Raw genomic sequence first — 23062 nt, forward strand, 5'->3', positions numbered from 1 at the left:
CATCCCTTCTTCCTCCCCTCCCGTAAACGGGAGGGGCCGGGGGAGGGCAGGGAGTCTCACCGAGACCAGCGCTCGCGGCTTTCCCTCCCCCATCCCCTCCCGCCTGCGGGAGGGGCGTGAGTCTCACGTAGCAATGGGTATTCCCCATTGACTTGGGGCCGCCCGAATCCTAACTCGGGCCTTGTACGGCGCGGTCCTCGCGTCGGGTACGCTTCCTTATCGACAGCCTCGTTTCGCCGCGATCATCGCCGACCGACGCCCTCCGACCATCCGGACCGATCATGCATCTGAAAGACCTGAAGAAGAAAACTCCCGCCGACCTCGTGCAACTGGCCGAGGAATTGGGGGTCGAGAGCGCGTCGACGCTGCGCAAGCAGGACCTGCTGTTCGCCATCCTCAAGGAACAGGCGGAGCAGGGCGACCAGATCATGGGTCTGGGCACGATCGAGGTGCTGCCCGATGGTTTCGGCTTCCTGCGTTCGCCCGAAGCGAACTATCTCGCCGGTCCGGACGACATCTATGTCTCGCCCAACCAGGTCCGCAAGCACGGCCTGCGCACCGGCGACACGGTCGAAGGCGAAATCCGCGCGCCCAAGGACGGCGAGCGTTATTTCGCGCTGACCAAGCTGACCTCGGTCAATTTCGATGACCCTGAGGCCGTCCGTCACCGCGTCAATTTCGACAACCTGACCCCGCTCTATCCCGAGCAGAAGCTGATCCTCGACCCCGCCGATCCGACCCAGAAGGACAAGTCGGCGCGTGTGATCGACATCGTCTCGCCGCAGGGCAAGGGCCAGCGCACGCTGATCGTCGCGCCCCCGCGCGTGGGCAAGACGGTGATGTTGCAGAACATCGCCAAGGCGATCACCGACAACCACCCCGAAGTTTTCCTGATCGTCCTCCTCATCGACGAGCGTCCGGAAGAAGTCACCGACATGCAGCGCTCGGTGCGTGGTGAGGTCGTCTCCTCGACATTCGACGAACCGGCACAGCGCCACGTCCAGGTCGCCGAGATGGTGATCGAAAAGGCCAAGCGCCTGGTCGAGCACAAGAAGGATGTGGTCATCCTGCTCGACTCGATCACCCGTCTGGGCCGCGCCTACAACACGGTCGTCCCGTCCTCGGGCAAGGTGCTGACCGGCGGTGTCGACGCGAACGCGCTCCAGCGGCCCAAGCGCTTCTTCGGCGCGGCGCGCAATATCGAGGAGGGCGGCTCGCTCTCGATCATCGCCACCGCGCTGATCGACACGGGCAGCCGCATGGACGAAGTCATCTTCGAAGAGTTCAAGGGCACCGGCAACTCGGAAATCGTGCTCGACCGCAAGGTGGCGGACAAGCGCATCTTCCCGGCGATGGATGTCGGCAAGTCGGGCACCCGCAAGGAAGAGCTGCTGGTCGAAAAGGACAAGCTGTCCAAGATGTGGGTGCTGCGCCGCATCCTCATGCAGATGGGCACGATCGACTCGATGGAATTCCTGCTCGACAAGATGAAGAATTCCAAGACCAACGAGGATTTCTTCGACTCGATGAACCAGTAAGGGCAGGGGGCTTGGTCCCCCGCCGACGCTATGGATCGATGGGTTCGCCGACGGGAAATAGGCCCGTTTGCGAACCCATTTCGCATTTGGGGCGTTAGCAGGCCCGATCCCATCCCCTTTCGGGATCGTGCCGACCCAAGCACGGCACGGCCGCGTCGTTGCTTATCACGCGACGCGGCCAAACGGGGGGTGGCGATGTCGCGCGAGCCCGCCAAACCACCCACCGTGCGTTCAGCCTGAGCGAAGTCGAAGGCCAAGGGAATTCGTTGCCGAAACGCGGGACGTGCACTTCGACTTCGCTCAGTGCGAACGGAGGTTGGTATGCCTAGGGTTCAGCCCTTACGGACGCGTACGTCCGCCGCCACCGGTACCCGGCGCACCGGCACCCGCACCGGGGGCGCCGACCGCGCCGATATTGCCGAACAGATCCTGGAAGAAGCCGCGCGAACGGCCCAGGGTCGGCGTCGTCTTGCCATAGGGCGAGATGTCCGCGACCTGGTCCAGCCCCGCGCGGCGGATCGTGGTCACATTGCCCGCCTGGTCGAAGCTGATCTGCAAGGTGATCTGCGATGACGGATTGGGCAGGTTATAGCCCAGATTGCGGCTGTCGCGCGCGACATAATACCAGTCGGTTCCGCCGAACTGGCTGCTGATCGTCGGCGTGCCCAGCGTCTGGAGCACCGACTGGCGGTTATCCACACCCGGCTGGATCGCGTTGACGAGATCGACATCGACCACATAACCCTGATGCGACCGCAGGGGCGTACAGGCGGACGCGGCCAGGGCCATCGCCAGGCCGAGCCCGAGGGCACGGGTGGAAGAAACGCTCATCATCATCTCCGGGCCGGGATATCGGCCGCACAGGCGGGTATACAGGCGGTCGATCCGCTCGACCGTCACCCCCTCGATATGCCAAGGGAAAGGCGCATACAAGCAATTCGCGCCGGCGTCGGTCGCATGATGGAGAGGGAGGGGCGCATGGCCTGGGGCTGGCTGAAGCAGGGGATTGCGCGCTATTTCGGCCGCGACGGGGACGCGGCGCTGCCGCTCTATAATGCGGTGGTGCTGCGCGCGCGCGAACCGCATTGGTATCTGGACGGCGCGGTGCCCGATACGGTCGATGGCCGGTTCGATATGATCGCGGCGGTGCTGTCGCTGGTCTTGATCCGGCTGGAAGCCAGCCCGGAGGGCGCGGGCCCGGCGGCGCGGATCACCGAGCGCTTCGTCACGGACATGGACGGGCAGTTGCGCGAACTGGGCATCGGCGACATCGTCGTCGGCAAGCATATCGGCCGGATGATGGCGATGCTGGGGGGGCGCCTGACCGCCTATCGCAACGGGCTGGCCGGCGGGGCGGAGGCGATGGACGCCGCGCTGGTCCGCAACCTGTATCGCGGCGAGGCTCCGACCGACCGACAAGCGGTTCCCCATGTTCGCGAGGCGCTTCGTACCCTACATGGACGGCTGGCGGACGTGCCGCTTGCCCGCCTGACCCTTGGAGAATTGCCGTGACCCCCGAATGGAGCCGCCCCGAAAAGATCGATACGATCGGCGAGCGAGAGAAAGCCGTAGCAATCGAGACCACCCGCGACGAACGCCGCGCGCTGGCCGGGCGGTTCGGGTTGCTCTCGGTGGATGCGCTGACGGCGGAACTGGTCGTCCGGCGCGACGCGGCGGGCATAATGGTGACCGGCAAGGTGCGCGGTGCGGTGGTGCAGCCCTGTTCGGTGACCGGCGACCCGGTGCCTGCCAAGGTGGACGAGCCGGTCGCCTTGCGCTTCGTCGAACCTTCCAGGCAGGGCGGAGACGAGGAGATCGAACTGTCCGAGGACTCGCTCGACACGATCGAGATCGAAGGCGGCACGATCGACCTGGGCGAAGCGGCGGCGGAGACCATGGCGCTGTCGCTCGATCCCTTTCCCCGCAGCCCCAACGCCGCCGCCGTGTTGAAGGAAGCGGGGGTTATCAGCGAGGACGAAGCCGGGCCCTTCGGTGCGCTGGCGGGCCTGAAGGCCAAGCTGGAAGGCAAGGGCTGACCCATTCTTCCTCAGGCTTTGCTTGGGGAGGGGGACCGTCGCGGAACGGCGGTGTAGGGGCAAAACCGCGAATGCTCCGCGCATCACCGATCGGGGAAAATTACGGCGTATCCGGCCCCAGCGTCGGGTCCAGATCGCGCGGCCGGATGAACGCCACCAGCGTCGCGCTATGCGGCTGCGCCTCGTTCCACCGGTCGATAGGCAGCGTCATCTGCGCCACCGTCGCGGTCGGGTATTTATCCTCCACCCGCTCGCGCAATTCGCTGGCCAGCGTCAGGTCGAGGACCAGATCCTCCAGACCTGGGTTATGCCCGACCATCAGGACATGGTCCGCATCGTCGGGCAGCGCCTGGACCCGATCGAGCAGGCTGGCGGCCGAGGCGAGGTAGAGCGTCTTGTCCCACATCGGCTCCAACCGACGACCATAGCCGCCCCAGACCTCGTCCAGCGTCTCCATCACGCGCACGGCGGGGGAGGCGAGGATATGGTCGAACGTGATGTCCAACGACTTCAGATGCCGCCCGATCATCGCGGCGGCGCGGCGGCCTTTGGCGTTGAGAGGCCGATCGAAATCGCGCGAGACCGGATCGTCCCAGCTCGACTTGGCGTGGCGAAGCAACGTCAGCGTCTTCATCGGACCGGAAACTCCGTGGCGGCGGCTGGCAGGATGTTGCTTCCCCCATGCCCTATCGGCGCGTCGGTGGAAAGTCGCGCCGCCACGCGCGCGACCGCTTCGTCCAGCGTCACCCGTGAAATCGCCACCCCCGGCGGAAAGGCATCGCGCAACCGCGATGGCATGGCGGCGGACAGCAGCACAAAGGCGCCGCGATCGTCGGCGCGCCGGATCAGCCGCCCGAAGGCCTGCGCCATCCGCGCCCGGACGATCCGGTCGTCATAGGCGCTGCCACCTCCCGCCAGCTTGCGCGCGGCGTGAAGGACGGTGGGCTTGGGCCAGGGTACGCCCTCCATCACCACCAGCCGCAGCGACGAGCCGGGCACGTCCACCCCGTCGCGCAAGGCATCGGTGCCGAGCAGCGAAGCCGACGGATCGTCGCGGAAGATATCCACCAGCGTGCCGGTGTCGATCGGATCGACATGCTGGGCGTGCAGCGCCAGCCCTTCGCGCGCCAATCGGTCGGCGATCCGGCCATGCACCCCGCGCAACCGCCGGATCGCGGTGAACAAACCCAGCGTCCCGCCCTTCGCCGCGTCGATCAGCCGCGCATAGGCATTGGCGAGTTGCGGAATGTCGCCGCGCTTCACATCGGTGACGATCAGCACCTCGGCGCGGCCCGGATAGTCGAACGGGCTTTCCGCGACGAAATGGGAGGGCCCGCGCGCCAGATGCGGCGCGCCTGTCCGCGCCTCCGCCACGTCCCAGTCGCCCCCGGCGCGCAACGTCGCCGAGGTGACGAGCGCGCCATGCGCGGGCTTCAGCACGATTTCGGCAAAAGGCCGGGTGGGGTCCAGCCAGTGGCGATGGAGCCCGACATCATATTCGCGCCCCTCCACCCGGTCGACCGCCAGCCAGTCGACGAAATCGGGATCGACCGGCCCGCCGATCCGCGCGAGCAGCGACAGCCAGGCGGCGACCGTCTCCGCCCGCCAGGCGATGGAGGCGATCGCGCCCTCCACCCGGGCGCGGGCTTGTCCGTCCAGCCAGTCGGGTGCTTCGTGCAGCACCGCCTCCAGCCGCTGGCCGAGTGTCACCAGCGGTCGCAGCAATGCGTCGAGTGCGTGGGCGGCGGGACCGGCGGCATCGATCAGTTCGGGCGAGGGATCGGCCAGTTCCGTTTCCAACCCATAGCCCGCATCACCCGGCTGTTCCGCGCGCGCAAAGGCGAGGCCGCGCACGGCCGCCAGCAAGGTTTCGATCGGTCCGAAAGGCTGCCCCTCGGCCAACCGCCCCAGCCAGCCTTCGCTCGCCAGCGCATGGGCCGCCTGTACCGCATCGCCGATCGCGCGGTTGCCACCCTCGTCATAGCTGGCGACATCGGACAGCCGCGCGGCAAGGCCCCGGCGTCGCCCGCGGGATCCGGCTTCAGGGCCCAATATCCAGCGGCGCAGTTCGATCGTCTCGGCACCGGTCAGCGCGGTCGCGAACATCGAGTCCGCCGCGTCGAACAGATGATGGCCCTCATCGAACACATAGCGGGTGGGCCGCGTCTGGGTCTCGCGCCCGCGCGCGGCGTTGACCATGACCAGCGCGTGATTGGCGATGACGATATCCGCCTGCACCGAGGCGCGCGCTGCCCGTTCGATGAAGCATTTCCGATAATGCGGGCACCCGGCATAGACGCACTCGCCGCGCCGGTCGGTCAGCGCCGCCGAACCGTTGCGCCGGAACAGGGTGGTCAGCCAGCCGGGCAGGTCGCCGCCGACCATATCACCGTCACTGCTATAGGCGGCCCAACGCGCGACCAGTTGCGCCAGAACCGCCGCACGGCCCGCGAACCCGCCTTGCAGCGCATCCTCCAGGTTGAGCAGGCAGAGATAATTTTCGCGCCCCTTGCGCGTGACCACCCGTTCCTTGCGCAGCACGGGATCGGGGAAAAGGCGCGCGGTCTCGGCGCTCAACTGGCGTTGCAGCGCCTTGGTATAGGTCGAGATCCACACCGCGCCGCCCGCCCGCTCGGCCCACAGGCTGGCGGGGGCGAGATAGCCCAGGGTCTTGCCGATCCCCGTTCCCGCTTCGGCCAGCACCATATTCGGTGTGTCGCGCACGGCGCGTGGGGCGAAGGCGGCGGTGGCGGCGGCGGCATAGGCGCGCTGGCCGGGACGTTCCTCCGCGCCTTCGCCGGTCAGGTGACGGAGACGGTTTTCCGCGTCCTGTGGCGGCAGGTCGATATTGCGCGGGGCGGGGCGGGGGGCGTCCTCCTCCCATTCGGGCAGCGCGCTGAACAGCCAGCGCTCGTTGCGCTCGGGTCGGGCGAGACGCGGACCGATCAGCGGAGCCCAGGGCCAGCGGAGGCGGGCGAGACTTTGGGCCGCGGTCCAGGCGCCTTCGCGTTCGGGCCACGCGCCGTCCGGCATCGCCAGCAATGTCTCGGTCGCGCGGAGCAGAAAGGCGGCGACGTCCGCATCGTTCTCTGGCGGCTCCAATCCACAGGCACGAGCCAGGCCATGCGGGGTCGGCACCGCGAATTGGGCGGGCCGCAGAAAGGCGAACAACTCCAGCAGGTCGAGGCCGGACAATTCGGCATAGCCCAGCCGCTGTCCGATCAGCGGCGCATTGAGCAGGATGACCGGGGTTTCCGATGCCAGCCCGATCGCCTCGCCACGGGAGACGGCGCGGGTCTGTCCCCCGGTAGAGATCCATACGCCGCTATGGCTGGCATGCAGGGCGGGGTGCGGGAGCGCGGTCACTTTCGGGATATCGGCCTGTTGGAACAGGATGGCAACGGGTCCCGTCTCATTTGCTTCGCGGCGTGGGGCCTTTCCCTCTCCAAAACCCCTCCCGCCTGTGGGAGGGACTGACCGTATGAGGCGCGCTTCTGGTCCGCCAAGCAGCGCTCCCCTCTCGCAGGCGGAAGGGAATGGGAAAGGGCAGTCGCCAGGACACCGCCACGCCGCTGTTCCACGTGGAACACCTACCCCTGTGGATAACCCCGTGCACAACCCGTGCATAACGCAAAACCCATTGTGCATCCCCGTCCGTGTTGCCAGAGGCAAAAGCATGACAGACGAACTTCGCTCCACCGCTCTCGACTCCAAGGCCTGGCCCTATGAGGAGGCTCGCAAGCTCCTCAAACGCTATCCCGACGGCAAGCCGGGTGGTGAGCCGATCCTGTTCGAAACCGGCTATGGTCCCTCCGGCCTGCCGCATATCGGCACGTTCAACGAAGTGCTGCGCACCACGATGGTCCGCAACGCCTTTCATGCGCTGTCGGATCAGAAGACGCGGCTGATCGCCTTTTCGGATGATATGGACGGGCTGCGCAAGGTGCCCGACAATGTGCCCAACCAGGCCATGCTGCGCGAGCATCTCGGCAAGCCGCTGACCCAGGTGCCCGATCCGTTCGAGAAGTTCGACAGCTTCGCCGCGCACAACAACGCGCTGCTGCGCCAGTTTCTCGACCGCTTCGGCTTCGAGTATGAATTCGCCTCCTCGACCGAATATTATAGCTCGGGACGGTTCGATGATGCGCTCCGGTTGGTACTGAAGCAGTATCAGGGCATTCAGGACGTGATGCTGCCCACGCTGCGGGCAGAGCGTCGAGCCACCTATTCGCCCGTCCTGCCGATCAGCCCCAGATCGGGTATCGTGCTTCAGGTGCCGGTCGAGGTGATCGACGCCGAAGCCGGACTGATCGCATTCGAGGATGAGGGCGAGCGGATCGTCCAGTCGGCGCTGGGCGGGCTGTCCAAGCTGCAATGGAAGGTCGACTGGGCGATGCGCTGGGTCGCGCTGGGCGTGGATTATGAGATGGCGGGCAAGGACCTGATCGACTCGGTCACGCAATCCTCCAAGATCGCGCGTGTCCTGGGCGGCCGTCCGCCCGAGGGCTTCAACTATGAGATGTTCCTCGACGAGCATGGCGAGAAGATCTCCAAGTCCAAGGGCAACGGCCTCAGCCTCGACCAGTGGCTGACCTATGGGCCGGAGGAGAGCCTGGCGTTCTTCGCCTATCGCGAGCCGAAAAAGGCCAAGCAACTCCACATGGGCGTCATCCCGCGCGCGGTGGATGAATATTGGCAGTTCCGCACCAGCTACCCCAGCCAGTCGCTCAAAGAGCAACTGGGCAACCCGGTGCACCATATCCATGATGGCAAGCTGCCCGATGGGGAATTGCCGGTGACGTTCGGCTTGCTGCTCAACCTGGTCGGTGTGATGGGCGAGGCGACCAAGGCGCAGGTCTGGGGCTATCTCGCCAATTATGTGCCGGAAGCATCGGCGGAGAAATATCCCGAACTCGACCGGCTGATCGACCATGCGCTGGCCTATGCCCGCGATTTCGTCGCGCCGACGCTCCACCGCCGCGCGCCGGAGCCGCATGAGGCCGATGCGTTGCGTCAGTTGGATGCGCAGCTGGCCGCGCTACCGGCGGGGGCGAGCGCGGAGGATATCCAGAATATCGTCTATGAAATCGGCAAGACCGACGCCTTCGCGTCGCTGCGTGACTGGTTCAAGGCGCTGTACGAGACGCTGCTAGGCTCGGCGCAGGGGCCCCGGATGGGCAGCTTCATCGCGCTCTATGGTGTGGATAACAGTCGCAAGCTAATCGCCGAGGCGCTGGCCAAGGCGGCGTAAAAGGGAAGGGGGGAGCGGTGGCTCCCCCCTTTTTCATATCAGCGGAGATGCTCCGCGAAGAACGCCATGGTGCGTTCGTCCGCCAGCTTCGCGGACGTCTCCGACCGCCGCTGGCCGAACTCCGCTGCAAAGCCGTGATCCTCGCCGGGGTAATCGTACAGCGTGACCTTGGGGTGGTCGTCCAGTCCCTCGTGCATACGCTGCTGCGCATCCTTGTCGACGAAATGATCCTCCTCCGGGATGTGGAGCAGGACCGGCTTGGCGATGGCGTGCTTCTCGCCCAGCAGCCCGTCGATGCCGACGCCATAATAGCCGACACTGGCATCCACATCGGTCCGCGCCGCGGCCATGAAGGCGAGCCGTCCGCCCAGGCAATAGCCGACCACGCCGACCTTGGTATCCGCACCATGCTCGGCACGGATCGCATGGATCGTCGCCTCGATATCGCCAATCCCGCCGTCCTGGTCGAATTGGCCTATCAGGTCGAGCGCCTGTTGCATCTCGGTTGGCACGTCCGGGTCCAGTTCGATGCCGGGGGCAATCTTGTGGAAAAGATCGGGAGCGATGGCCAGATAGCCCGCCTCGGCCAGCGTGTCACACTTGCGGCGGATGCCCGCATTCACGCCGAAGATTTCCTGGATGACGATGATCGCGGCGGCGGGTGTCCCCTTCGGCTCGGCATAATAGGCGTTGAACGAGGCCTCGCCGCCCATAGCGGCGATGATCTTGGTTCCGGTCATGCTGGTCTCCTGTGGTCGTCGCGACGATAACGCCTTATGCCTCGGTTGGTCGCGTGAGGAGAATGGCCGATGAAAGTGAATGTGGAAATCGACTGCACGCCCGAAGAGGCGCGCCGCGCCATGGGCCTGCCCGACCTGACGCCGATCCATGAACGCTATGTCCAGATGATGCTCGATACGATGCAGTCGGGGGTGAAGCCCGAAATGGTCGAGGCGATGATGCGGAGTTGGGCCCCGATGGGCGAGGCGGGCATGGCGATGTGGCGCCGGATGTTCGAGGGGCAGAAGGGCTGATCCCTCCCATGACGGACACGATCTTCGCCGTATCGAGCGGACAGCCGCCCGCCGCCATCGCGGTGATCCGGGTCAGCGGCCCGGCGGCGTTCGCGGCGGCCGGGCGGCTGGCGGGACGATTGCCCGAACCGCGTCGTGCGGGGCTGCGGTCGCTCCGCGACGGGAAGGGGGACTTGCTCGACTCGGCGCTGGTCCTGCTATTCCCGGGTCCCGCCACCGCGACTGGCGAGGATCTGGTCGAATTCCATTGTCATGGAGGCCGTGCCGTGGTGGCGGCGGTCGAGGCGGCGCTGGCGGTTCAGCCGGGTCTTCGCCGCGCCGAGCCGGGAGAATTCACCCGGCGCGCGCTGCTCAACGGTCGCATCGATCTGGCCGGGGCGGAGGGGCTGGCGGATCTGCTCGAAGCCCAGACCGAGCGACAGCGCCGCGCCGCGATCGGGGCGGTCGAGGGGCGGGTAAGCCAGGCGGTGCGTGGCTGGATGGACCGGATTGCGACATTGTCCGCGATGGTCGAGGCGATGCTCGATTTCGCCGAAGAGGATGACGTGCCGCTCGATGGGGCGGCGGTCGCACGGATCATGGGGGAGATGCATGCGCTCGCTTCCACGATGCTGGAGGTGGTCGAGCGGCCGCCGGTCGACCGGCTTCATGACGGTATCCGCGTGGTGCTGGCCGGGCCGCCCAATAGCGGTAAGTCGACCCTGCTCAACCTGCTGGTCGAACGCGAGGCGGCGATCGTCTCGCCGATCGCGGGCACGACCCGCGACCGGATCGAAGCCAGCGTGTTGCGCGGCGGGGTGGCTTATGTGCTGACCGATACCGCCGGGCTGGCCGAGGACACCGATGATGTGATCGAGGCGATCGGCGTCACCCGCGCGCAAGAGGCGATTGCGCAGGCCGATATCCTGTTGTGGATGGCGGATACGCCGCCTCCGCGCGGGGATGCGATCTGGCTGCACAGCCGCGCCGATCTGCCCGAACGAGCGGTTCTGCCCGAGGGTCGGCGGCTGGCGGTGCGGCGGGACGATCAGGATTCGATCGCGGCGGTGTGGGACGCCATTGCCCAGGAGGCCGGAACGCTCCTGCCGCGCGAAGACGCGATCGGGTTCAAGCGGCACCAGCAGGCGCAATGCACGCTCGCGGCGCAGGCGCTGATGGCGGCGTCGGGCGAGGATATTCTTTTGATCGCCGAGGAGCTTCGCATCGCGCGGCAGGCTCTGGCCGAGCTTCTGGGGGTGAACGCAACGGAGACGATGCTCGACGCGCTGTTCGGACGATTCTGTCTCGGCAAATGATGTTCCACGTGGAACGTTGCTCGGGATCGCTTTGACGCTGCGGCCTGCTTCGGATAGGGCAAGGGCATGTTTGATGTCGTAGTGATCGGTGGCGGTCACGCGGGAACCGAGGCCGCCGCGGCGGCCGCGCGCCGGGGCGCGCGAACGGCCCTTTTGTCCTTCGATCGTCATGGTCTGGGCGCCATGTCCTGCAATCCGGCGATCGGCGGGTTGGGGAAGGGCCATATCGTGCGTGAGGTCGACGCCTTTGACGGGCTGATCGGGCGAGCGGCGGACCAGGGCGCGATCCATTACCGGATGCTCAATCAGAGCAAGGGTACGGCGGTCCAGGGCCCCCGTATCCAAGCCGACCGGCGGCGCTATGCCGGGGCGATCCAGGCGATGCTTGCCGCACAACCGAAGCTCACCATCGTAGAGGGTGAGGCCGAGGCGCTGATCCTCGACGGCGACCGGGTGGCCGGTGTGCAATTGGGGGACGGCACCATGCTGTCGGCCCGCGCGGTGGTGCTGGCGACCGGCACCTTCCTGGGCGGCCGTCTGTTCCGGGGCGAGGAACGGCATTGGGGCGGCCGGATCGGCGAGCGTGCGGCGACGCGCATGGCCGATCAGCTACGTGCACTGGGCCTGCCGATGGCACGGATGAAGACCGGTACGCCACCGCGTCTCGACGGCAGGACCATCGACTGGGCGCGGCTGGACGAGCAGCCCTCCGACCCGGATCCCTGGACCATGTCGCCGATGACGGCGGGGCGGCCCTTGCCGCAAATCGCCTGCGCGATCACCCGGACGACCGAGCACACCCATGCGATCATCGCGGCGGCCTTCCATCGTTCGCCGCTGTTCACCGGCGCGATCGAGGCCAATGGGCCGCGCTATTGCCCGTCGATCGAAGACAAGATCAAACGCTTCGCCGACCGTGACAGCCATCAGATCTTCCTGGAACCGGAGGGGTTGGACGATCCCTTGGTCTATCCCAACGGCCTGTCGACCTCGCTGCCGACCGATGTGCAGGAAGCGATGATCGCCTCCATGCCGGGGCTGGAGCGGGCGGTGATCACGCTGCCCGGCTATGCAGTGGAATATGACCATATCGACCCGCGTGCGCTCGATGCCCGGCTGGCGCTGGGCGCGATCGAGGGGGTGTTCTGCGCGGGGCAGATCAACGGCACTACCGGTTATGAGGAAGCCGCGGGGCAGGGGCTGATCGCCGGGCTCAACGCGGCGGCCCATGCCTGTGACCTTGATCCGGTGATCCTTGATCGTGCATCCAGCTATCTGGGCGTGATGATCGACGATTTGGTGTTGCAGGGCGTGACCGAGCCCTATCGGATGCTGACCGCGCGTGCCGAATATCGGCTTTCACTACGCGCCGACAATGCCGAAACGCGGCTGGGGGATATCGCGGAGGCGGTGGACTGTTTGTCGCCCGAACGGCTGGCGCATCGGCGGCGGCGGCAGGAGCAGCAGACGATGCTACGCGAACGGCTGGCGGTGGTCCGTACCGCCTCCGATCTGGCGCGGAGCGGGGCGACGATCGCACAGGATGGCGCGCGCCGGACTGCTTATGAATGGCTGCGCTTCGGTGGCGTCACGCTGGCGCATGTCGCACCCGAGGCGGCGGAGGGATGCGATCCCGCCGTGATCGCCGAGACGCTGGAGGATGCGCGCTACGCCCCCTATGTTGAGCGACAGGCGGAGGAGGTCGCGCGGCTTCGCGCCGATGAGCGAATCCCGCTCCCTGCCACGTTAGACTATGCCGCGATCCCCGGTCTGTCGCAGGAGATGATCGACCGGTTGAGCCTGGCGCGTCCCGCGACCCTGGCGGCCGCATCGCGCATACGCGGCATCACCCCCGCCGCATTGTCGGCGGTGCTTCTCCACGCACGAAAGATGGCGGCATGACCGAAGACCAGGCCCGCGACTGGGTCGCCCAGCGTTTCGGGGAAGAAGCAGCCGAGCGGATCGATCATTTCCTCAGCCTGGTGATCGTCGAGAACGACCAGCAGAATCTTATCGCACCATCGACCATCCCGACCATCTGGGCGCGACATGCGCTGGACTCGGTGCAGTTGATCCCGCTCGCCGATCGCGCGGATGGGCAGTGGGTGGATATCGGGACCGGGGGAGGCTTTCCCGGCATGGTCGTGGCGCTCGCCTGGCCCGGCCGAATGGCGCTGGTCGAACCGCGCAAGCGGCGGGCGGACTTCCTTCGGGACTGCGCCGACAAGCTGGGGATCGCCGACCGGGTGGCCGTCCACGCCTCCAAGATCGAAGCCGTCGATGTGAAGGCGGATATTATTTCTGCTCGTGCCGTGGCGACAGTCGAAAATCTTTTGCGCGCGGCGGCACACTGCGGCAAACAGGAAACGCGGTGGCTGCTCCCGCGCGGCCGCCTGGACGAGCGCGAGATGAAGACCCTCAAGCGGCAATGGCGCTTCGTGTTTCACGTGGAACATAGCATCACCTCGGCGGACTCGTCGATCGTGATCCTCGACCGAGTAGGGGCCCGATGATCTGCGTTGCCATCGCGAACCAGAAGGGTGGGGTGGGCAAGACCACCAGCGCCATCAACCTCGCCACTGCCCTGGCGGCGACGGGGCTGCACGTCCTGCTGATCGATCTCGATCCACAGGGCAATGCCTCGACGGGTCTGGGAATTCCCAACAGCCAGCGGCTCTTCTCCAGCTACCACGTCCTGCTGGGCGAGGCGCGGATCGACGATGCGGTGGTCCATACGCAGGTGCCCCGGCTGGACATCGTACCCGCTACGGTGGACCTGTCGGGGGCGGAGCTGGAGCTGGTCGATTTTGAGAATCGGACGCACCGGTTGGATCAGGCGATGCGGCGGACGCAGGGCAATTGGGACATCGTCCTGATCGATTGCCCGCCCTCGTTGGGCCTGTTGACGATCAATGCGATGGTGGCGTCCGATTCGCTGTTCGTGCCGCTGCAATGCGAATTCTTCGCGCTGGAGGGGCTTTCGCAGCTTCTGACCACGGTCGAGCGGATTCGCGCACGGTTCAATCCGGGCCTCGCGATCCTGGGCGTGGCGCTGACGATGTATGACCGGCGCAACCGGCTGACCGACCAGGTGTCGGCGGACGTGCGCGCCGTTTTGGGAGGGGTCGTGTTCGATACGGTGATACCGCGCAATGTCCGGCTGTCGGAGGCGCCCAGCCATGGGCTGCCGGCGCTGATCTATGACCATCGCTGCGTCGGCAGTCTGGCCTATATCGCGCTGGCGCGGGAATTGATCGCCCGCCTGCCGCTCGGCACCCAGCCGGGAGCGGCGGCGGCATGAGCGGGGAGACGACCGCCAAGCGCCCACGTCCCGGTCTCGGGCGCGGTCTGGGCGCGCTGCTGGGCGATATCGCGCGGGAGGCGTCGATCCGGCCCGGTGACCAGCCGACGCCGGGCGGCGTGCGGATGTTGCCGGTCGGATCGCTGCAACCGCATCCGGACCAGCCGCGCCGTCATTTCGAGGAAGCGGCGCTCGACGAACTCGCTGCGTCGATCGCGGCGCGCGGGCTGATCCAGCCGATCGTCGTTCGCCCGCACGGCAAGGATTATCAGATCGTCGCGGGCGAGCGTCGCTGGCGCGCGGCGCAGCGCGCGCGGCTGCACGAGGTGCCGGTCGTCGTCCGTGATTTCGACGACGCCCAGACGCTCGAAGTCGCGCTGATCGAGAATATCCAGCGCCAAGACCTGAACGCCATCGAAGAGGCGCAGGCCTATCAGCGGCTGGCGGGCGAGTTCGGCCATACCCAGGAGGCGCTGGCCAAGATCGTCCACAAGTCGCGCAGCCATGTCGCCAATCTGCTCCGCCTGCTCGAATTGCCCGACACGGTGCAGAGCCAGGTCGTCAGCGGCGCACTGTCGATGGGGCATGCCCGCGCGCTGCTGGGCGCGGACGAGGTCGAATCGTTGGCCGATCAGGTGATCGCGCGGGGCCTCAGCGTCCGAGAGACCGAAAAGCTGACCCGTGAGGCCAAGGGCGGCGGTCGAAAGGGTACAACGGGCGAGCGGGGGGCGAGCAAGCCTTCGGGCCAGGATGCCGCCGATGCCGATATCGCGGCGCTGGAGGGGCAATTGGCCGATCTTCTCGGCCTGTCGGTGCGGATCGCGCATGGCGAGAAGGGGGGGACGATCACCCTCAGCTACTCGACGCTCGATCAGCTTGACATGGTGTGCCAACGGCTGACCGGTGAGGGGATTTGAAAGCGGGACGCCGGTCTGTTTCGCAGGCAGGCGCAGCTCGCTTTTGATTTCTGAGGGGAGGGGCGTGGGCTTCGACTTCGCTCAGCCTGCACGGGGTTTGGGGACAGGGGGCTTAAATCCCAAACCCCGTGCAGGCTGAGCGAAGTCGAAGCCCAAGGGAATCACCCCCGCCGCGCAATCCCCTGCGCGATAATCGTCGCCTCGGACTCCGCCAGCACCGCCCCGGCATTGCCCGGTGCCATCACCGCGCGCTCCGCCGCCCGGATCCGCGTCAGCGCCCGCGCCAGCATCGCCGGGGTCCAGCGCCGCAGCGCCCGTGCCGTGCGAGCTTCGTCGCGGAAGAAGACTCGGTGACGCTTCATCACCGCCTCGACCGGCTCGCCCGCATCGAGATCGGCGCGCATCTCGGCCAGCGCCACCAGCCGCCGGGCGAGCGCCCGCAGCCAGGGGATGGGCGAGGCGCCCCCTTCGTCCAGCAGCGCCAATTCACCGCCCAGATCGCCGACACGGCCCTCCACCACGGCCTCGACCGCGTCACTCATCTCCACCTCCCCCAGATCGGCGCCGATGGCATCCAGGGCGGCATGATCGACCTCGCGCGGGCGGTCAGGGGCCGAATCGAGATAAAGGGACAGCTTCTCCAACTCGCGGGTCAGGACCGAACGATCGGCGGCGGCGGCCTCGACCAGTCGCGTCGGGATACCCGCGGCCAGGCGCAGGCCCAATTCCCCGGCGATGGCGGTCGCCAGCCGCTCGGCATCGGCAGCAGTGGGGGCGTAGCAGCCGAACGCCATGGCACGCGGCGAATCGAGCGCCAGCTTGACGATCTTGGCGGTCGTCTTGACCGATGGCGCGATGGCGACGACCGGATTGCCCGCCGACTCGGCCTCCAACAGCGCGGTGAAGGCGGCCAGTCCTTCCTCGCCGACGCTGGCGATGCGGATATGGCGGGGGCCGCCGAACAGCGACATGGAGGCCGCTTCGTCGGTCAGGCGGGCGGGGTCGCTTTTCAGCGTCGCCGAATCCAGGTCGATCCGCTCGGCCTCCTGCCCCATCGCATTCGCCAGCAATCGCGCCAATTCGCTCGCCCCCGCCTCGTCGGGGCCATGGAGCAGATAGAGGCGGATATCGGCGGAGGGACGGCTCAGCGCCTGGCGAATCTGATTGGCGTTCGCCTTCACGGCCGCGCGGGGGCCATCGCCTCGCCCGGCCGTGACCGGGCATAGGTGGCGAGCCGGGCGACGATCTCGTCCGCGACGATCACCGACAACCGTTCCAGCGCGGTGTTCTCCGCCGCGATGGTGGCGTATTCGGAGCGGACCACATCGATCCCGGCATCCGATCCGGCGGTGGCGTCGACCAGTACCGCGTTGCTCGTCTGGTCGACCAGTTGGTAGCGCGCCCGCAGGATACGCCGTTCGCGGACCACCGAATCGTCCCGCCGCACGCCGAGTCCGCGAATCTCGTCATCCAGCCGCACATCCAGCCGATAGCGCGCGCCGCCCGACTGGCCGCCACCCAGACGATCCTTCAGCGCATTGGCCATCAGCCAGCCCGCTTTCCCCTCGATCGGGGCGATCTCGATCCCCGACAATGCGGTGGCCACCGATCCCGAGCCGCCTCCCGCATAGAGCGGATGCAGCCCGCAACCCGACAGGCCGAATGTCAGGGCCAGCCCGGCGACGATCAGGGGGAGGGGACGCATCATGCGACGATGTTCACCAGACGGTCGGGCACCACGATCACCTTCTTCGGGGTCGCACCGTCCAGCGCACGGACGATCTTGTCCGACGCCAGCGCGGTCGCTTCGAGGATATCCTTGGGCAGCCCCTTGGCGACGGTCAGCGTGTCGCGCAGCTTGCCGTTGACCTGCACCGCGACGGTGACTTCGTCCTCGACCAGCAGGCTTTCGTCCACGACCGGCCAGGCGGCGTCGGCGATCAGGCCCTCTTGCCCCATGCCCGCCCAGGCTTCCTCGGCCAGATGCGGGACCATCGGTGCGACCAGCAGCATGGTGGTGCGGATGGCTTCGTTGCGGGCGGCGGACGGCTTGGCCTTTTCAATGGCGTTGACCAGTTCGTACAGCTTGGCCACCGCCTTGTTGAAAGCCAGCGCCTCGATATCCGCCGCGACGCCCGCGATGGTCTGGTGCAGCTTGCGCGAGAGTGGCTTGTCCTCGCCCTCGGCGGCTTCCGAATCGTCGAACAGGCGCCACAAGCGCTGGACGAAGCGCCACGAACCCTCGATGCCCGCTTCCGACCAGGGCAGGTCGCGTTCGGGCGGGCTGTCGGACAGCATGAACCAGCGCACCGCGTCCGCGCCGTACTGATCCACGATGGGCTCGGGATCGACGGTGTTCTTCTTGGACTTGGACATCTTCTCGACGCGGCCGACCGTGATCGGCTGGCCGGTCGCGATCTCGATGCCGTCGCGGATTTCGCCCGGCGCCAGCCAGCGGCCGTCCGACGACTTGTAGCTTTCGTGCGTGACCATGCCTTGCGTGAACAGGCCCGCAAAGGGCTCCGCCACGTCGATCAGGCCGATATGCTTGAGGGCGCGGGTCCAGAAGCGCGCATAGAGCAGGTGCAGGATCGCATGCTCGACGCCGCCGATATACTGGCCGACGGGCAGCCATGTCTTCACCACCTCGGGATCGAAGGGGCGATCCTTGGGCTGGCTGGCGAAGCGGATGAAATACCACGACGAATCGACGAAGGTGTCGAGCGTGTCGGTTTCACGCCGGGCGGGCTTGCCGCAATTGGGGCAGTCGACATGCTTCCACGTCGCATGGCGATCGAGCGGGTTGCCGGGGACGTCGAAGGTCACGTCCTCGGGCAGCGTGACCGGCAGTTGCGCCTTGGGCACCGGCACCGCGCCGCAGTCGTCGCAATGGATGATCGGGATCGGCGTGCCCCAGTAACGCTGGCGGCTGACGCCCCAGTCGCGCAGGCGGTAGACGGTCTGGCCCTGGCCCCAGCCTTCGCTCTCGGCCGCTGCGATGACGGCGGCCTTGGCGGCCTCCACCTCCATGCCGTCGAGCGGGCCGGAGTTCACCAGACGACCCGCGCCGGTATAGGCGGTGTCGCCCTCGAACACCGGCGCGGTCGTGTCGCCATCGGCGACGACGCGCGTGACGCTCAGGCCGTATTTCCGCGCGAAATCCAGGTCGCGCTGGTCATGCGCCGGCACACCCATCACTGCGCCGGTGCCGTAATCCATCAGCACGAAGTTCGCGATATAGACGGGCAGGGTGATGCTCTCGTCCATCGGATGCTGCATCCGATAGCCCGTGTCGAAGCCCAGCTTTTCCTGCGTTTCCAACTCGGCCGCGGTCGTGCCGCCCGCCTTGCAGCGTTCGATGAACGCCGCCGCATCCGCATTCGACTCGGCCAGGTCGCGGGCGATCGGGTGATCCGCCGCGATCGCGACGAAACTCGCCCCGAAGATCGTATCAGGCCGGGTCGAATAGACCTCGATCGACGTCGCGAAGGGCGCGACCGGTGCAAATCGGAACTGGAGGCCCTTGCTGCGGCCGATCCAGTTTTCCTGCATCAGCTTCACCTTGTCGGGCCAATGCTCGAGCGTCGTCAGACCCTCGAGCAGTTCGTCGGCGAAGTCGGTGATCTTGAGGAACCACTGGTTCAGCTTGCGCTTCTCGACCAGCGCGCCCGAGCGCCAGCCGCGCCCGTCGATCACCTGCTCGTTGGCGAGCACGGTCATGTCGACCGGGTCCCAGTTGACCGCCGATTCCTTGCGATAGACCAAGCCGCTCGCATAGAGATCGAGGAACAGCGCCTGTTCATGCCCGTAATAATCGGGCTCGCAGGTCGCGATCTCGCGCGTCCAATCGAGCGCGAAGCCCAGCCGCTTCAACTGCGCCTTCATCGTCGCGATATTGTCGCGGGTCCAGCCGCCCGGATGGACGCCCTTTTCCATCGCGGCATTCTCGGCGGGCATGCCGAACGCGTCCCAGCCCATCGGATGGAGCACCTCATGCCCGATCATCCGCCGATAACGCGCCAGCACGTCGCCCATCGTATAGTTGCGGACATGCCCCATATGGATGCGCCCCGAGGGATAGGGAAACATCTCAAGGACATAGCTGCGGGGCTTGGGGCTTTGGTCGTCGGCGGCGAAGGTGCGCCGCTCTTCCCAGATCCGCTGCCAGGTCGAATCCGATTTCAGGGCGTTGAAACGCGAGGCCATGTGTCTCGTCTTTATCCGTTCGTGATCGAGGCGCGGCGCAGGTCGCGCGCCTTGGTGAGGATGATGTCTTCCAGCTTCTGGATCGTCGCGGCCTGAACGGGGGCTTCCACCCACTGGCCGCCGCGATTGATCTCGCGAAGGGCGGTCACGCGCAGCGCGTCGGCGCGCAAATCCTGGTCGAGGATGGTGACGGTCACCTTCATCCGCTCGGTCGGGGTCTGCGGATTGACGTACCAGTCCGTGACGATCACGCCGCCGTTGGAATCCGTCTCGGCCAGCGGCATGAAGCTGAGCGTGTCGAGGCTGGCGCGCCACAGATAGGAATTCACGCCGATCGTCGTCACCTTCGACGCGGCCAAGTCGCCCTGTGGGCGGGCCTTCTTGCCGGCACAGGCGCCGAGCGACAGGGCGGCGATAACCGCGAACGCGGTGGCGGAACGGCGAAGCATCGGCATTATCCTGACTGCGATGAAGAATGGGAATATGGGTTGCCTATCGCCTCTACAGGGGCCCCGCGACCCCGGCAAGCATTCCGGCGAATCGCGGAGCAGTCCGAATCTGTGGAGGATGCGCAACAGTCGGACAAGATTCGCCTATGGCGGCGTAACAATGGGATCGCTCACGACGGATTCCATGTTAGAGGCCATGTATCAAAGAGGTCATATAAAAGGGGTGGACCGTGTCGTTCGGGCGTGTGGTGATCGGAATCGCAATCGGGGCGCTCGCCGCCACGACTGCGCTGGTCGCGCCCGCCATCGGTGCGGTGGACCAGAATAGTCGGGCCCCCAAGCGCAGCCTCAGCCTGATGGGGCGCGGTGGCTTTACCCCGGCGGCGGCGGACCCCCGGCTGGCGGCGATCTTCGCGCGTAGCGGGCTGGACGCGGGCGATCTGCGCTTCACCCCGGCGGAAAGCCAGCGCGGGGCCAACCGCCCGGTCACCGTGGCGGTGCGCGCGCGGACCAGCCGGACCAGCGACGACCGGGTCGCCGCCAACATCGCGCCGACCGTGGGTTTGGCGCCGATCTCCTATAATCTGGGTGTCTCGGTCGGCTGGAAGCGGCTGGCGGTGTCCGGCGACATGGCGCGCGTCGATCTGGCGGGCCTGCCGGGCAGCCGCGAAACCGCCGATGTGGCGGTCAGCTATACCGCGAATCGCTTCACCGGTCGGGTGAAGGCCTCGGCGGATCGCCCGATCGAGGGTGTGAACAAGCTGGTCGACATGCCGTCCAGCTATTCGCTCGACATGAGCAGCTCCTATTCGCTGACCCGCAACCTCGATGTGACGGCGGGCGTCCGCTATCGCTCGGACCGCGAGCGTCTGGCGCGGCTGGACGACGATCGCCGGAACAGCCAGGCGGTCTATCTGGGTACGGCCTTCCGCTTCTGATAACCGTGTGATGCGGTTTGGGTTAGACCGACTGTCGACGTTCCGACGTCATCCCAGCAAAGGCTGGGGTCTTTCGCCGTGATCCCCGGCGCAATGGGAAGCGGCCGCGCTACCAAGCTGCGCTTCTTTGGCCAATCGAACCCCGTTCGCGATCATCGACCGCTGGGATGACGGGGGCGGGTTCCACCCAAGCATCGATCGCGGCCCAGCCATCGAATCGCCCCCGCAATCGACGAAAGCGCTCCGCCGTCATTCCGCCCAGCGCGATTCGCGGCAGGCCCAGGCCACGGCCGATCCTTGCCGCGCGGGCAACCCCCAGGCTGGGCGCACCGGGATGCGAGCGGGTGGGGAAGAGCGGTGAGACGAACAACAGATCGGCCCCGGCCCGCCGCCCCGCCATCGCCTCGGCGTGGCTGTGGGCGGGCCAGCTTCGCAGACCCGATCCCCGACCCCATTTATGCACGCCGTCGCCGGGCAATCCGCCGCCCGCGACCAGCAGCATCAGCCGCCGCGCGCGGGCGATCCGCCACACCCGGCGATGGATCGCACGGCGCTCGGCCGGGGGCGTGGCGTGATGGCGAAACACGACTCCCGAACCCGGCGGCAGGCGTCGCAAGGCCCGCCACAGCCCGTCCCCCAGCCGTTCGTCGGTCATCAGCCATGTCACGGGGTATCGGTCGGCCATCCTCGCGACTATAGCGCGGGGCATGACCGACGACAGCGTTTCCCGCCTTTCCACCGTCTCCGATCAACTCGCCCGCGCCGCCGGGCTGGGGGATCATGCCGCCCCGACCCTGATCGCGGTGTCCAAGACCCATGACGCCGACACGATCCGCCCGCTGCTCGACGCCGGGCACCGAGTGTTCGGCGAGAATCGCGTGCAGGAGGCGGCGGCCAAATGGCCCGCTCTCCAAGAGGCGTATGCTGGCGTCAAACTCCACCTGATCGGCCAGTTGCAGTCGAACAAGGCGGCGGACGCGGTCGCGCTGTTCGATGTGATCCACACCGTCGACCGCCCCTCGCTGATCGCCGCGCTGGCCGAGGCGATGGACAAGAGCGGGCGGCGGCCCGACTGCTTCCTCCAGGTCAATATCGGCGAAGAGGAGCAAAAGGGCGGCTGCGCCATCGCCCAGGCACCGGCGATGCTGGAGCAGGCGCGGGCGGCGGGCCTGCCGATCATCGGCCTGATGGCGATTCCCCCGCAACGGGTGGACGCCGCCCCCTATTTCGCGCTGCTCGCCAAGATGGCGCGCGACCTGGGGCTGACCAAGCTGAGCATGGGCATGTCGGATGATTACGAAGTCGCTGCGATGCTGGGGGCCAGTCACGTCCGGGTCGGCAGCGCGCTGTTCGGAGCCCGCGCATGAGCCGCTTCGCAGCCCTATTGTTCGATTTCGACGGCGTCCTGATCGACAGCGAATATGAGGGCAATCGGCACCTCGCCGAATGGCTGACCGCCAACGGCCATCCGCATAGCCCCGAAGAGGCGATGCACCATTATATGGGGCTGGCGGGCAAGGACTTCGTCGCCGCGATCGAGGGTCGGATCGGCTATGTCCTGCCGGACTCCTTTTACGAGGCCCGGGCGGCTGAGGATCTCCGCGCGATGGAGGAAGGCGTCGCGGCGATCGCGGGGGCGGTCGATTTCGTTCGTTCGCTGCCCGGTGATTTCCCCAAGGCGGTGGTGTCGTCCAGCCCGACCGTCTGGCTCGACCGGCATCTGCGCCATCTGGGTCTGCGCGAGGCGTTCGGCGAGCATGTCTATAGCGGACGCGAGCATGTGGAGCGGGGCAAGCCCGCGCCGGACCTATATCTCTACGCGGCGGACCGGCTGGGCGTGCGGATCGAGGATTGCGCGATCCTGGAGGACTCCCCCGTCGGCGCGACCGGCGCGGTGGCGAGTGGGGGCTATGTCATCGGCATGTGTATGGGGACGCATTGCGCGGTCGGGCATGACCAGCGGCTCCGCGAAATCGGCGTGGCCGCGATCGCACAGGATTATGCGGATGTGCGGCGGGAATTGGGGGTCTGATTTCCACCGCCCTCTGCTAAACCAATCTCCCCAACCCCCGTTCACGCTGAGCGAAGTCTAAGCGC

22 protein-coding genes are annotated in these 23062 nt (G+C 66.9%); 13 read left to right on the forward strand and 9 right to left on the reverse strand.

Going from position 1 to position 23062, the window contains the following annotated elements:
• Positions 1-281 precede the first annotated feature (281 nt).
• Positions 282-1538, forward strand: a complete 1257-nt coding sequence (gene rho, locus QE379_RS01595) for a transcription termination factor Rho (RefSeq protein WP_007405231.1) — start codon at positions 282-284, stop codon at positions 1536-1538.
• A 339-nt stretch (positions 1539-1877) separates the two neighbouring features.
• Here rho and QE379_RS01600 read toward each other — a convergent pair whose 3' ends face one another.
• Positions 1878-2375, reverse strand: a complete 498-nt coding sequence (locus tag QE379_RS01600; RefSeq protein ID WP_307003032.1) for an outer membrane protein assembly factor BamE — start codon at positions 2373-2375, stop codon at positions 1878-1880.
• A 141-nt stretch (positions 2376-2516) separates the two neighbouring features.
• On the opposite strand from QE379_RS01600, the gene QE379_RS01605 reads away from it, so the two are divergent.
• Together QE379_RS01605 and QE379_RS01610 are read left to right on the forward strand one after the other, a co-directional pair.
• On the forward strand, positions 2517-3050 hold the full coding sequence (locus QE379_RS01605) for a ubiquinol-cytochrome C chaperone family protein (protein WP_306997194.1): 534 nt from the start codon (positions 2517-2519) through the stop codon (positions 3048-3050).
• Positions 3047-3574, forward strand: a complete 528-nt coding sequence (locus QE379_RS01610; RefSeq protein ID WP_306997196.1) for a DUF177 domain-containing protein — start codon at positions 3047-3049, stop codon at positions 3572-3574. Before QE379_RS01605 ends, QE379_RS01610 begins: the two co-directional genes overlap by 4 nt.
• Before the next feature lie 100 nt (positions 3575-3674).
• Here the strand turns inward: QE379_RS01610 and QE379_RS01615 are convergent, their stop codons facing one another.
• Positions 3675-4208 (reverse strand): histidine phosphatase family protein, encoded by a 534-nt coding sequence (locus QE379_RS01615; protein ID WP_306997198.1) that lies wholly within the window; start codon positions 4206-4208, stop codon positions 3675-3677.
• Positions 4205-6940, reverse strand: coding sequence for an ATP-dependent DNA helicase (locus QE379_RS01620; RefSeq protein WP_306997200.1), 2736 nt, complete (start codon positions 6938-6940; stop codon positions 4205-4207). Before QE379_RS01620 ends, QE379_RS01615 begins: the two co-directional genes overlap by 4 nt.
• Positions 6941-7250: 310 nt before the next feature.
• Here QE379_RS01620 and QE379_RS01625 point away from each other — a divergent pair, with 310 nt between their 5' ends.
• Positions 7251-8825, forward strand: a complete 1575-nt coding sequence (locus tag QE379_RS01625; RefSeq protein WP_306997203.1) for a lysine--tRNA ligase — start codon at positions 7251-7253, stop codon at positions 8823-8825.
• 38 nt (positions 8826-8863) lie between these two features.
• Here the strand turns inward: QE379_RS01625 and QE379_RS01630 are convergent, their stop codons facing one another.
• A complete protein-coding gene (locus QE379_RS01630; protein ID WP_306997206.1) occupies positions 8864-9565 on the reverse strand; it encodes a dienelactone hydrolase family protein in 702 nt (233 codons plus the stop codon).
• A gap of 69 nt (positions 9566-9634) precedes the next feature.
• On the opposite strand from QE379_RS01630, the gene QE379_RS01635 reads away from it, so the two are divergent.
• The 6 genes from QE379_RS01635 to QE379_RS01660 all read left to right on the forward strand — a co-directional run bounded on the left by QE379_RS01635 (position 9635) and on the right by QE379_RS01660 (position 15372).
• Entirely contained in the window at positions 9635-9859 is a 225-nt protein-coding gene (locus QE379_RS01635) for a DUF6489 family protein (protein ID WP_306997208.1), read from the forward strand.
• Positions 9860-9867: 8 nt separating this feature from the next.
• Positions 9868-11154: a tRNA uridine-5-carboxymethylaminomethyl(34) synthesis GTPase MnmE gene (gene mnmE, locus QE379_RS01640; protein ID WP_306997210.1), complete on the forward strand. Its 1287-nt coding sequence runs from the start codon at positions 9868-9870 to the stop codon at positions 11152-11154.
• 66 nt (positions 11155-11220) lie between these two features.
• Positions 11221-13056, forward strand: coding sequence for a tRNA uridine-5-carboxymethylaminomethyl(34) synthesis enzyme MnmG (mnmG, locus tag QE379_RS01645; protein WP_306997212.1), 1836 nt, complete (start codon positions 11221-11223; stop codon positions 13054-13056).
• Complete coding sequence (gene rsmG / locus QE379_RS01650; RefSeq protein ID WP_306997214.1) at positions 13053-13667, forward strand: 16S rRNA (guanine(527)-N(7))-methyltransferase RsmG; 615 nt, start codon at positions 13053-13055, stop codon at positions 13665-13667. Before mnmG ends, rsmG begins: the two co-directional genes overlap by 4 nt.
• Positions 13664-14455: a ParA family protein gene (locus QE379_RS01655; RefSeq protein WP_306997216.1), complete on the forward strand. Its 792-nt coding sequence runs from the start codon at positions 13664-13666 to the stop codon at positions 14453-14455. Before rsmG ends, QE379_RS01655 begins: the two co-directional genes overlap by 4 nt.
• Positions 14452-15372, forward strand: a complete 921-nt coding sequence (locus tag QE379_RS01660) for a ParB/RepB/Spo0J family partition protein (RefSeq protein WP_306997220.1) — start codon at positions 14452-14454, stop codon at positions 15370-15372. Before QE379_RS01655 ends, QE379_RS01660 begins: the two co-directional genes overlap by 4 nt.
• Positions 15373-15533: 161 nt before the next feature.
• On the opposite strand, the gene holA is transcribed toward QE379_RS01660, so the two are convergent.
• Genes holA through QE379_RS01680 form a run of 4 tightly spaced genes read right to left on the reverse strand, consistent with a single transcriptional unit; the run spans position 15534 to position 20027 of the window.
• A complete protein-coding gene (gene holA, locus QE379_RS01665) occupies positions 15534-16553 on the reverse strand; it encodes a DNA polymerase III subunit delta (protein ID WP_306997222.1) in 1020 nt (339 codons plus the stop codon).
• A complete protein-coding gene (gene lptE / locus QE379_RS01670) occupies positions 16550-17080 on the reverse strand; it encodes an LPS assembly lipoprotein LptE (RefSeq protein WP_306997224.1) in 531 nt (176 codons plus the stop codon). Before lptE ends, holA begins: the two co-directional genes overlap by 4 nt.
• Positions 17077-19578: a leucine--tRNA ligase gene (gene leuS, locus QE379_RS01675; protein WP_306997226.1), complete on the reverse strand. Its 2502-nt coding sequence runs from the start codon at positions 19576-19578 to the stop codon at positions 17077-17079. The genes lptE and leuS overlap by 4 nt, the downstream gene beginning before the upstream one ends.
• An 11-nt stretch (positions 19579-19589) precedes the next feature.
• On the reverse strand, positions 19590-20027 hold the full coding sequence (locus QE379_RS01680; protein ID WP_306997228.1) for a DUF3576 domain-containing protein: 438 nt from the start codon (positions 20025-20027) through the stop codon (positions 19590-19592).
• Positions 20028-20257: 230 nt separating this feature from the next.
• Between QE379_RS01680 and QE379_RS01685 the strand changes: the two genes are divergently transcribed.
• Positions 20258-20965, forward strand: a complete 708-nt coding sequence (locus QE379_RS01685) for a hypothetical protein (protein WP_306997230.1) — start codon at positions 20258-20260, stop codon at positions 20963-20965.
• Positions 20966-21074: 109 nt separating this feature from the next.
• Here QE379_RS01685 and QE379_RS01690 read toward each other — a convergent pair whose 3' ends face one another.
• A complete protein-coding gene (locus QE379_RS01690) occupies positions 21075-21650 on the reverse strand; it encodes a thiamine phosphate synthase (protein WP_306997232.1) in 576 nt (191 codons plus the stop codon).
• 22 nt (positions 21651-21672) lie between these two features.
• Here QE379_RS01690 and QE379_RS01695 point away from each other — a divergent pair, with 22 nt between their 5' ends.
• Both QE379_RS01695 and QE379_RS01700 read left to right on the forward strand, forming a co-directional pair.
• The gene (locus tag QE379_RS01695; RefSeq protein WP_306997233.1) at positions 21673-22332 is read left to right on the forward strand and encodes a YggS family pyridoxal phosphate-dependent enzyme; all 660 of its coding nucleotides are present in this window, start codon (positions 21673-21675) and stop codon (positions 22330-22332) included.
• Positions 22329-22997, forward strand: a complete 669-nt coding sequence (locus tag QE379_RS01700) for an HAD family phosphatase (RefSeq protein ID WP_306997235.1) — start codon at positions 22329-22331, stop codon at positions 22995-22997. The genes QE379_RS01695 and QE379_RS01700 overlap by 4 nt, the downstream gene beginning before the upstream one ends.
• Positions 22998-23062: the final 65 nt, after the last annotated feature.

The organism is Sphingomonas sp. SORGH_AS_0879 (assembly GCF_030819175.1).
In the GTDB taxonomy this organism is placed as follows: Bacteria; Pseudomonadota; Alphaproteobacteria; order Sphingomonadales; family Sphingomonadaceae; genus Sphingomonas.

Bases quoted from the DNA above. Each gene is read 5' to 3' on its own strand.
- rho (WP_007405231.1), top strand. From the start codon at position 282: ATGCATCTGAAAGACCTGAAGAAGAAAACTCCCGCCGACCTCGTGCAA.
- QE379_RS01600 (WP_307003032.1), bottom strand. From the start codon at position 2,375: ATGATGATGAGCGTTTCTTCCACCCGTGCCCTCGGGCTCGGCCTGGCG.
- QE379_RS01605 (WP_306997194.1), top strand. From the start codon at position 2,517: ATGGCCTGGGGCTGGCTGAAGCAGGGGATTGCGCGCTATTTCGGCCGC.
- QE379_RS01615 (WP_306997198.1), bottom strand. From the start codon at position 4,208: ATGAAGACGCTGACGTTGCTTCGCCACGCCAAGTCGAGCTGGGACGAT.
- QE379_RS01625 (WP_306997203.1), top strand. From the start codon at position 7,251: ATGACAGACGAACTTCGCTCCACCGCTCTCGACTCCAAGGCCTGGCCC.
- QE379_RS01630 (WP_306997206.1), bottom strand. From the start codon at position 9,565: ATGACCGGAACCAAGATCATCGCCGCTATGGGCGGCGAGGCCTCGTTC.
- QE379_RS01635 (WP_306997208.1), top strand. From the start codon at position 9,635: ATGAAAGTGAATGTGGAAATCGACTGCACGCCCGAAGAGGCGCGCCGC.
- mnmE (WP_306997210.1), top strand. From the start codon at position 9,868: ATGACGGACACGATCTTCGCCGTATCGAGCGGACAGCCGCCCGCCGCC.
- mnmG (WP_306997212.1), top strand. From the start codon at position 11,221: ATGTTTGATGTCGTAGTGATCGGTGGCGGTCACGCGGGAACCGAGGCC.
- rsmG (WP_306997214.1), top strand. From the start codon at position 13,053: ATGACCGAAGACCAGGCCCGCGACTGGGTCGCCCAGCGTTTCGGGGAA.
- QE379_RS01655 (WP_306997216.1), top strand. From the start codon at position 13,664: ATGATCTGCGTTGCCATCGCGAACCAGAAGGGTGGGGTGGGCAAGACC.
- QE379_RS01660 (WP_306997220.1), top strand. From the start codon at position 14,452: ATGAGCGGGGAGACGACCGCCAAGCGCCCACGTCCCGGTCTCGGGCGC.
- lptE (WP_306997224.1), bottom strand. From the start codon at position 17,080: ATGATGCGTCCCCTCCCCCTGATCGTCGCCGGGCTGGCCCTGACATTC.
- leuS (WP_306997226.1), bottom strand. From the start codon at position 19,578: ATGGCCTCGCGTTTCAACGCCCTGAAATCGGATTCGACCTGGCAGCGG.
- QE379_RS01680 (WP_306997228.1), bottom strand. From the start codon at position 20,027: ATGCTTCGCCGTTCCGCCACCGCGTTCGCGGTTATCGCCGCCCTGTCG.
- QE379_RS01690 (WP_306997232.1), bottom strand. From the start codon at position 21,650: ATGGCCGACCGATACCCCGTGACATGGCTGATGACCGACGAACGGCTG.
- QE379_RS01695 (WP_306997233.1), top strand. From the start codon at position 21,673: ATGACCGACGACAGCGTTTCCCGCCTTTCCACCGTCTCCGATCAACTC.
- QE379_RS01700 (WP_306997235.1), top strand. From the start codon at position 22,329: ATGAGCCGCTTCGCAGCCCTATTGTTCGATTTCGACGGCGTCCTGATC.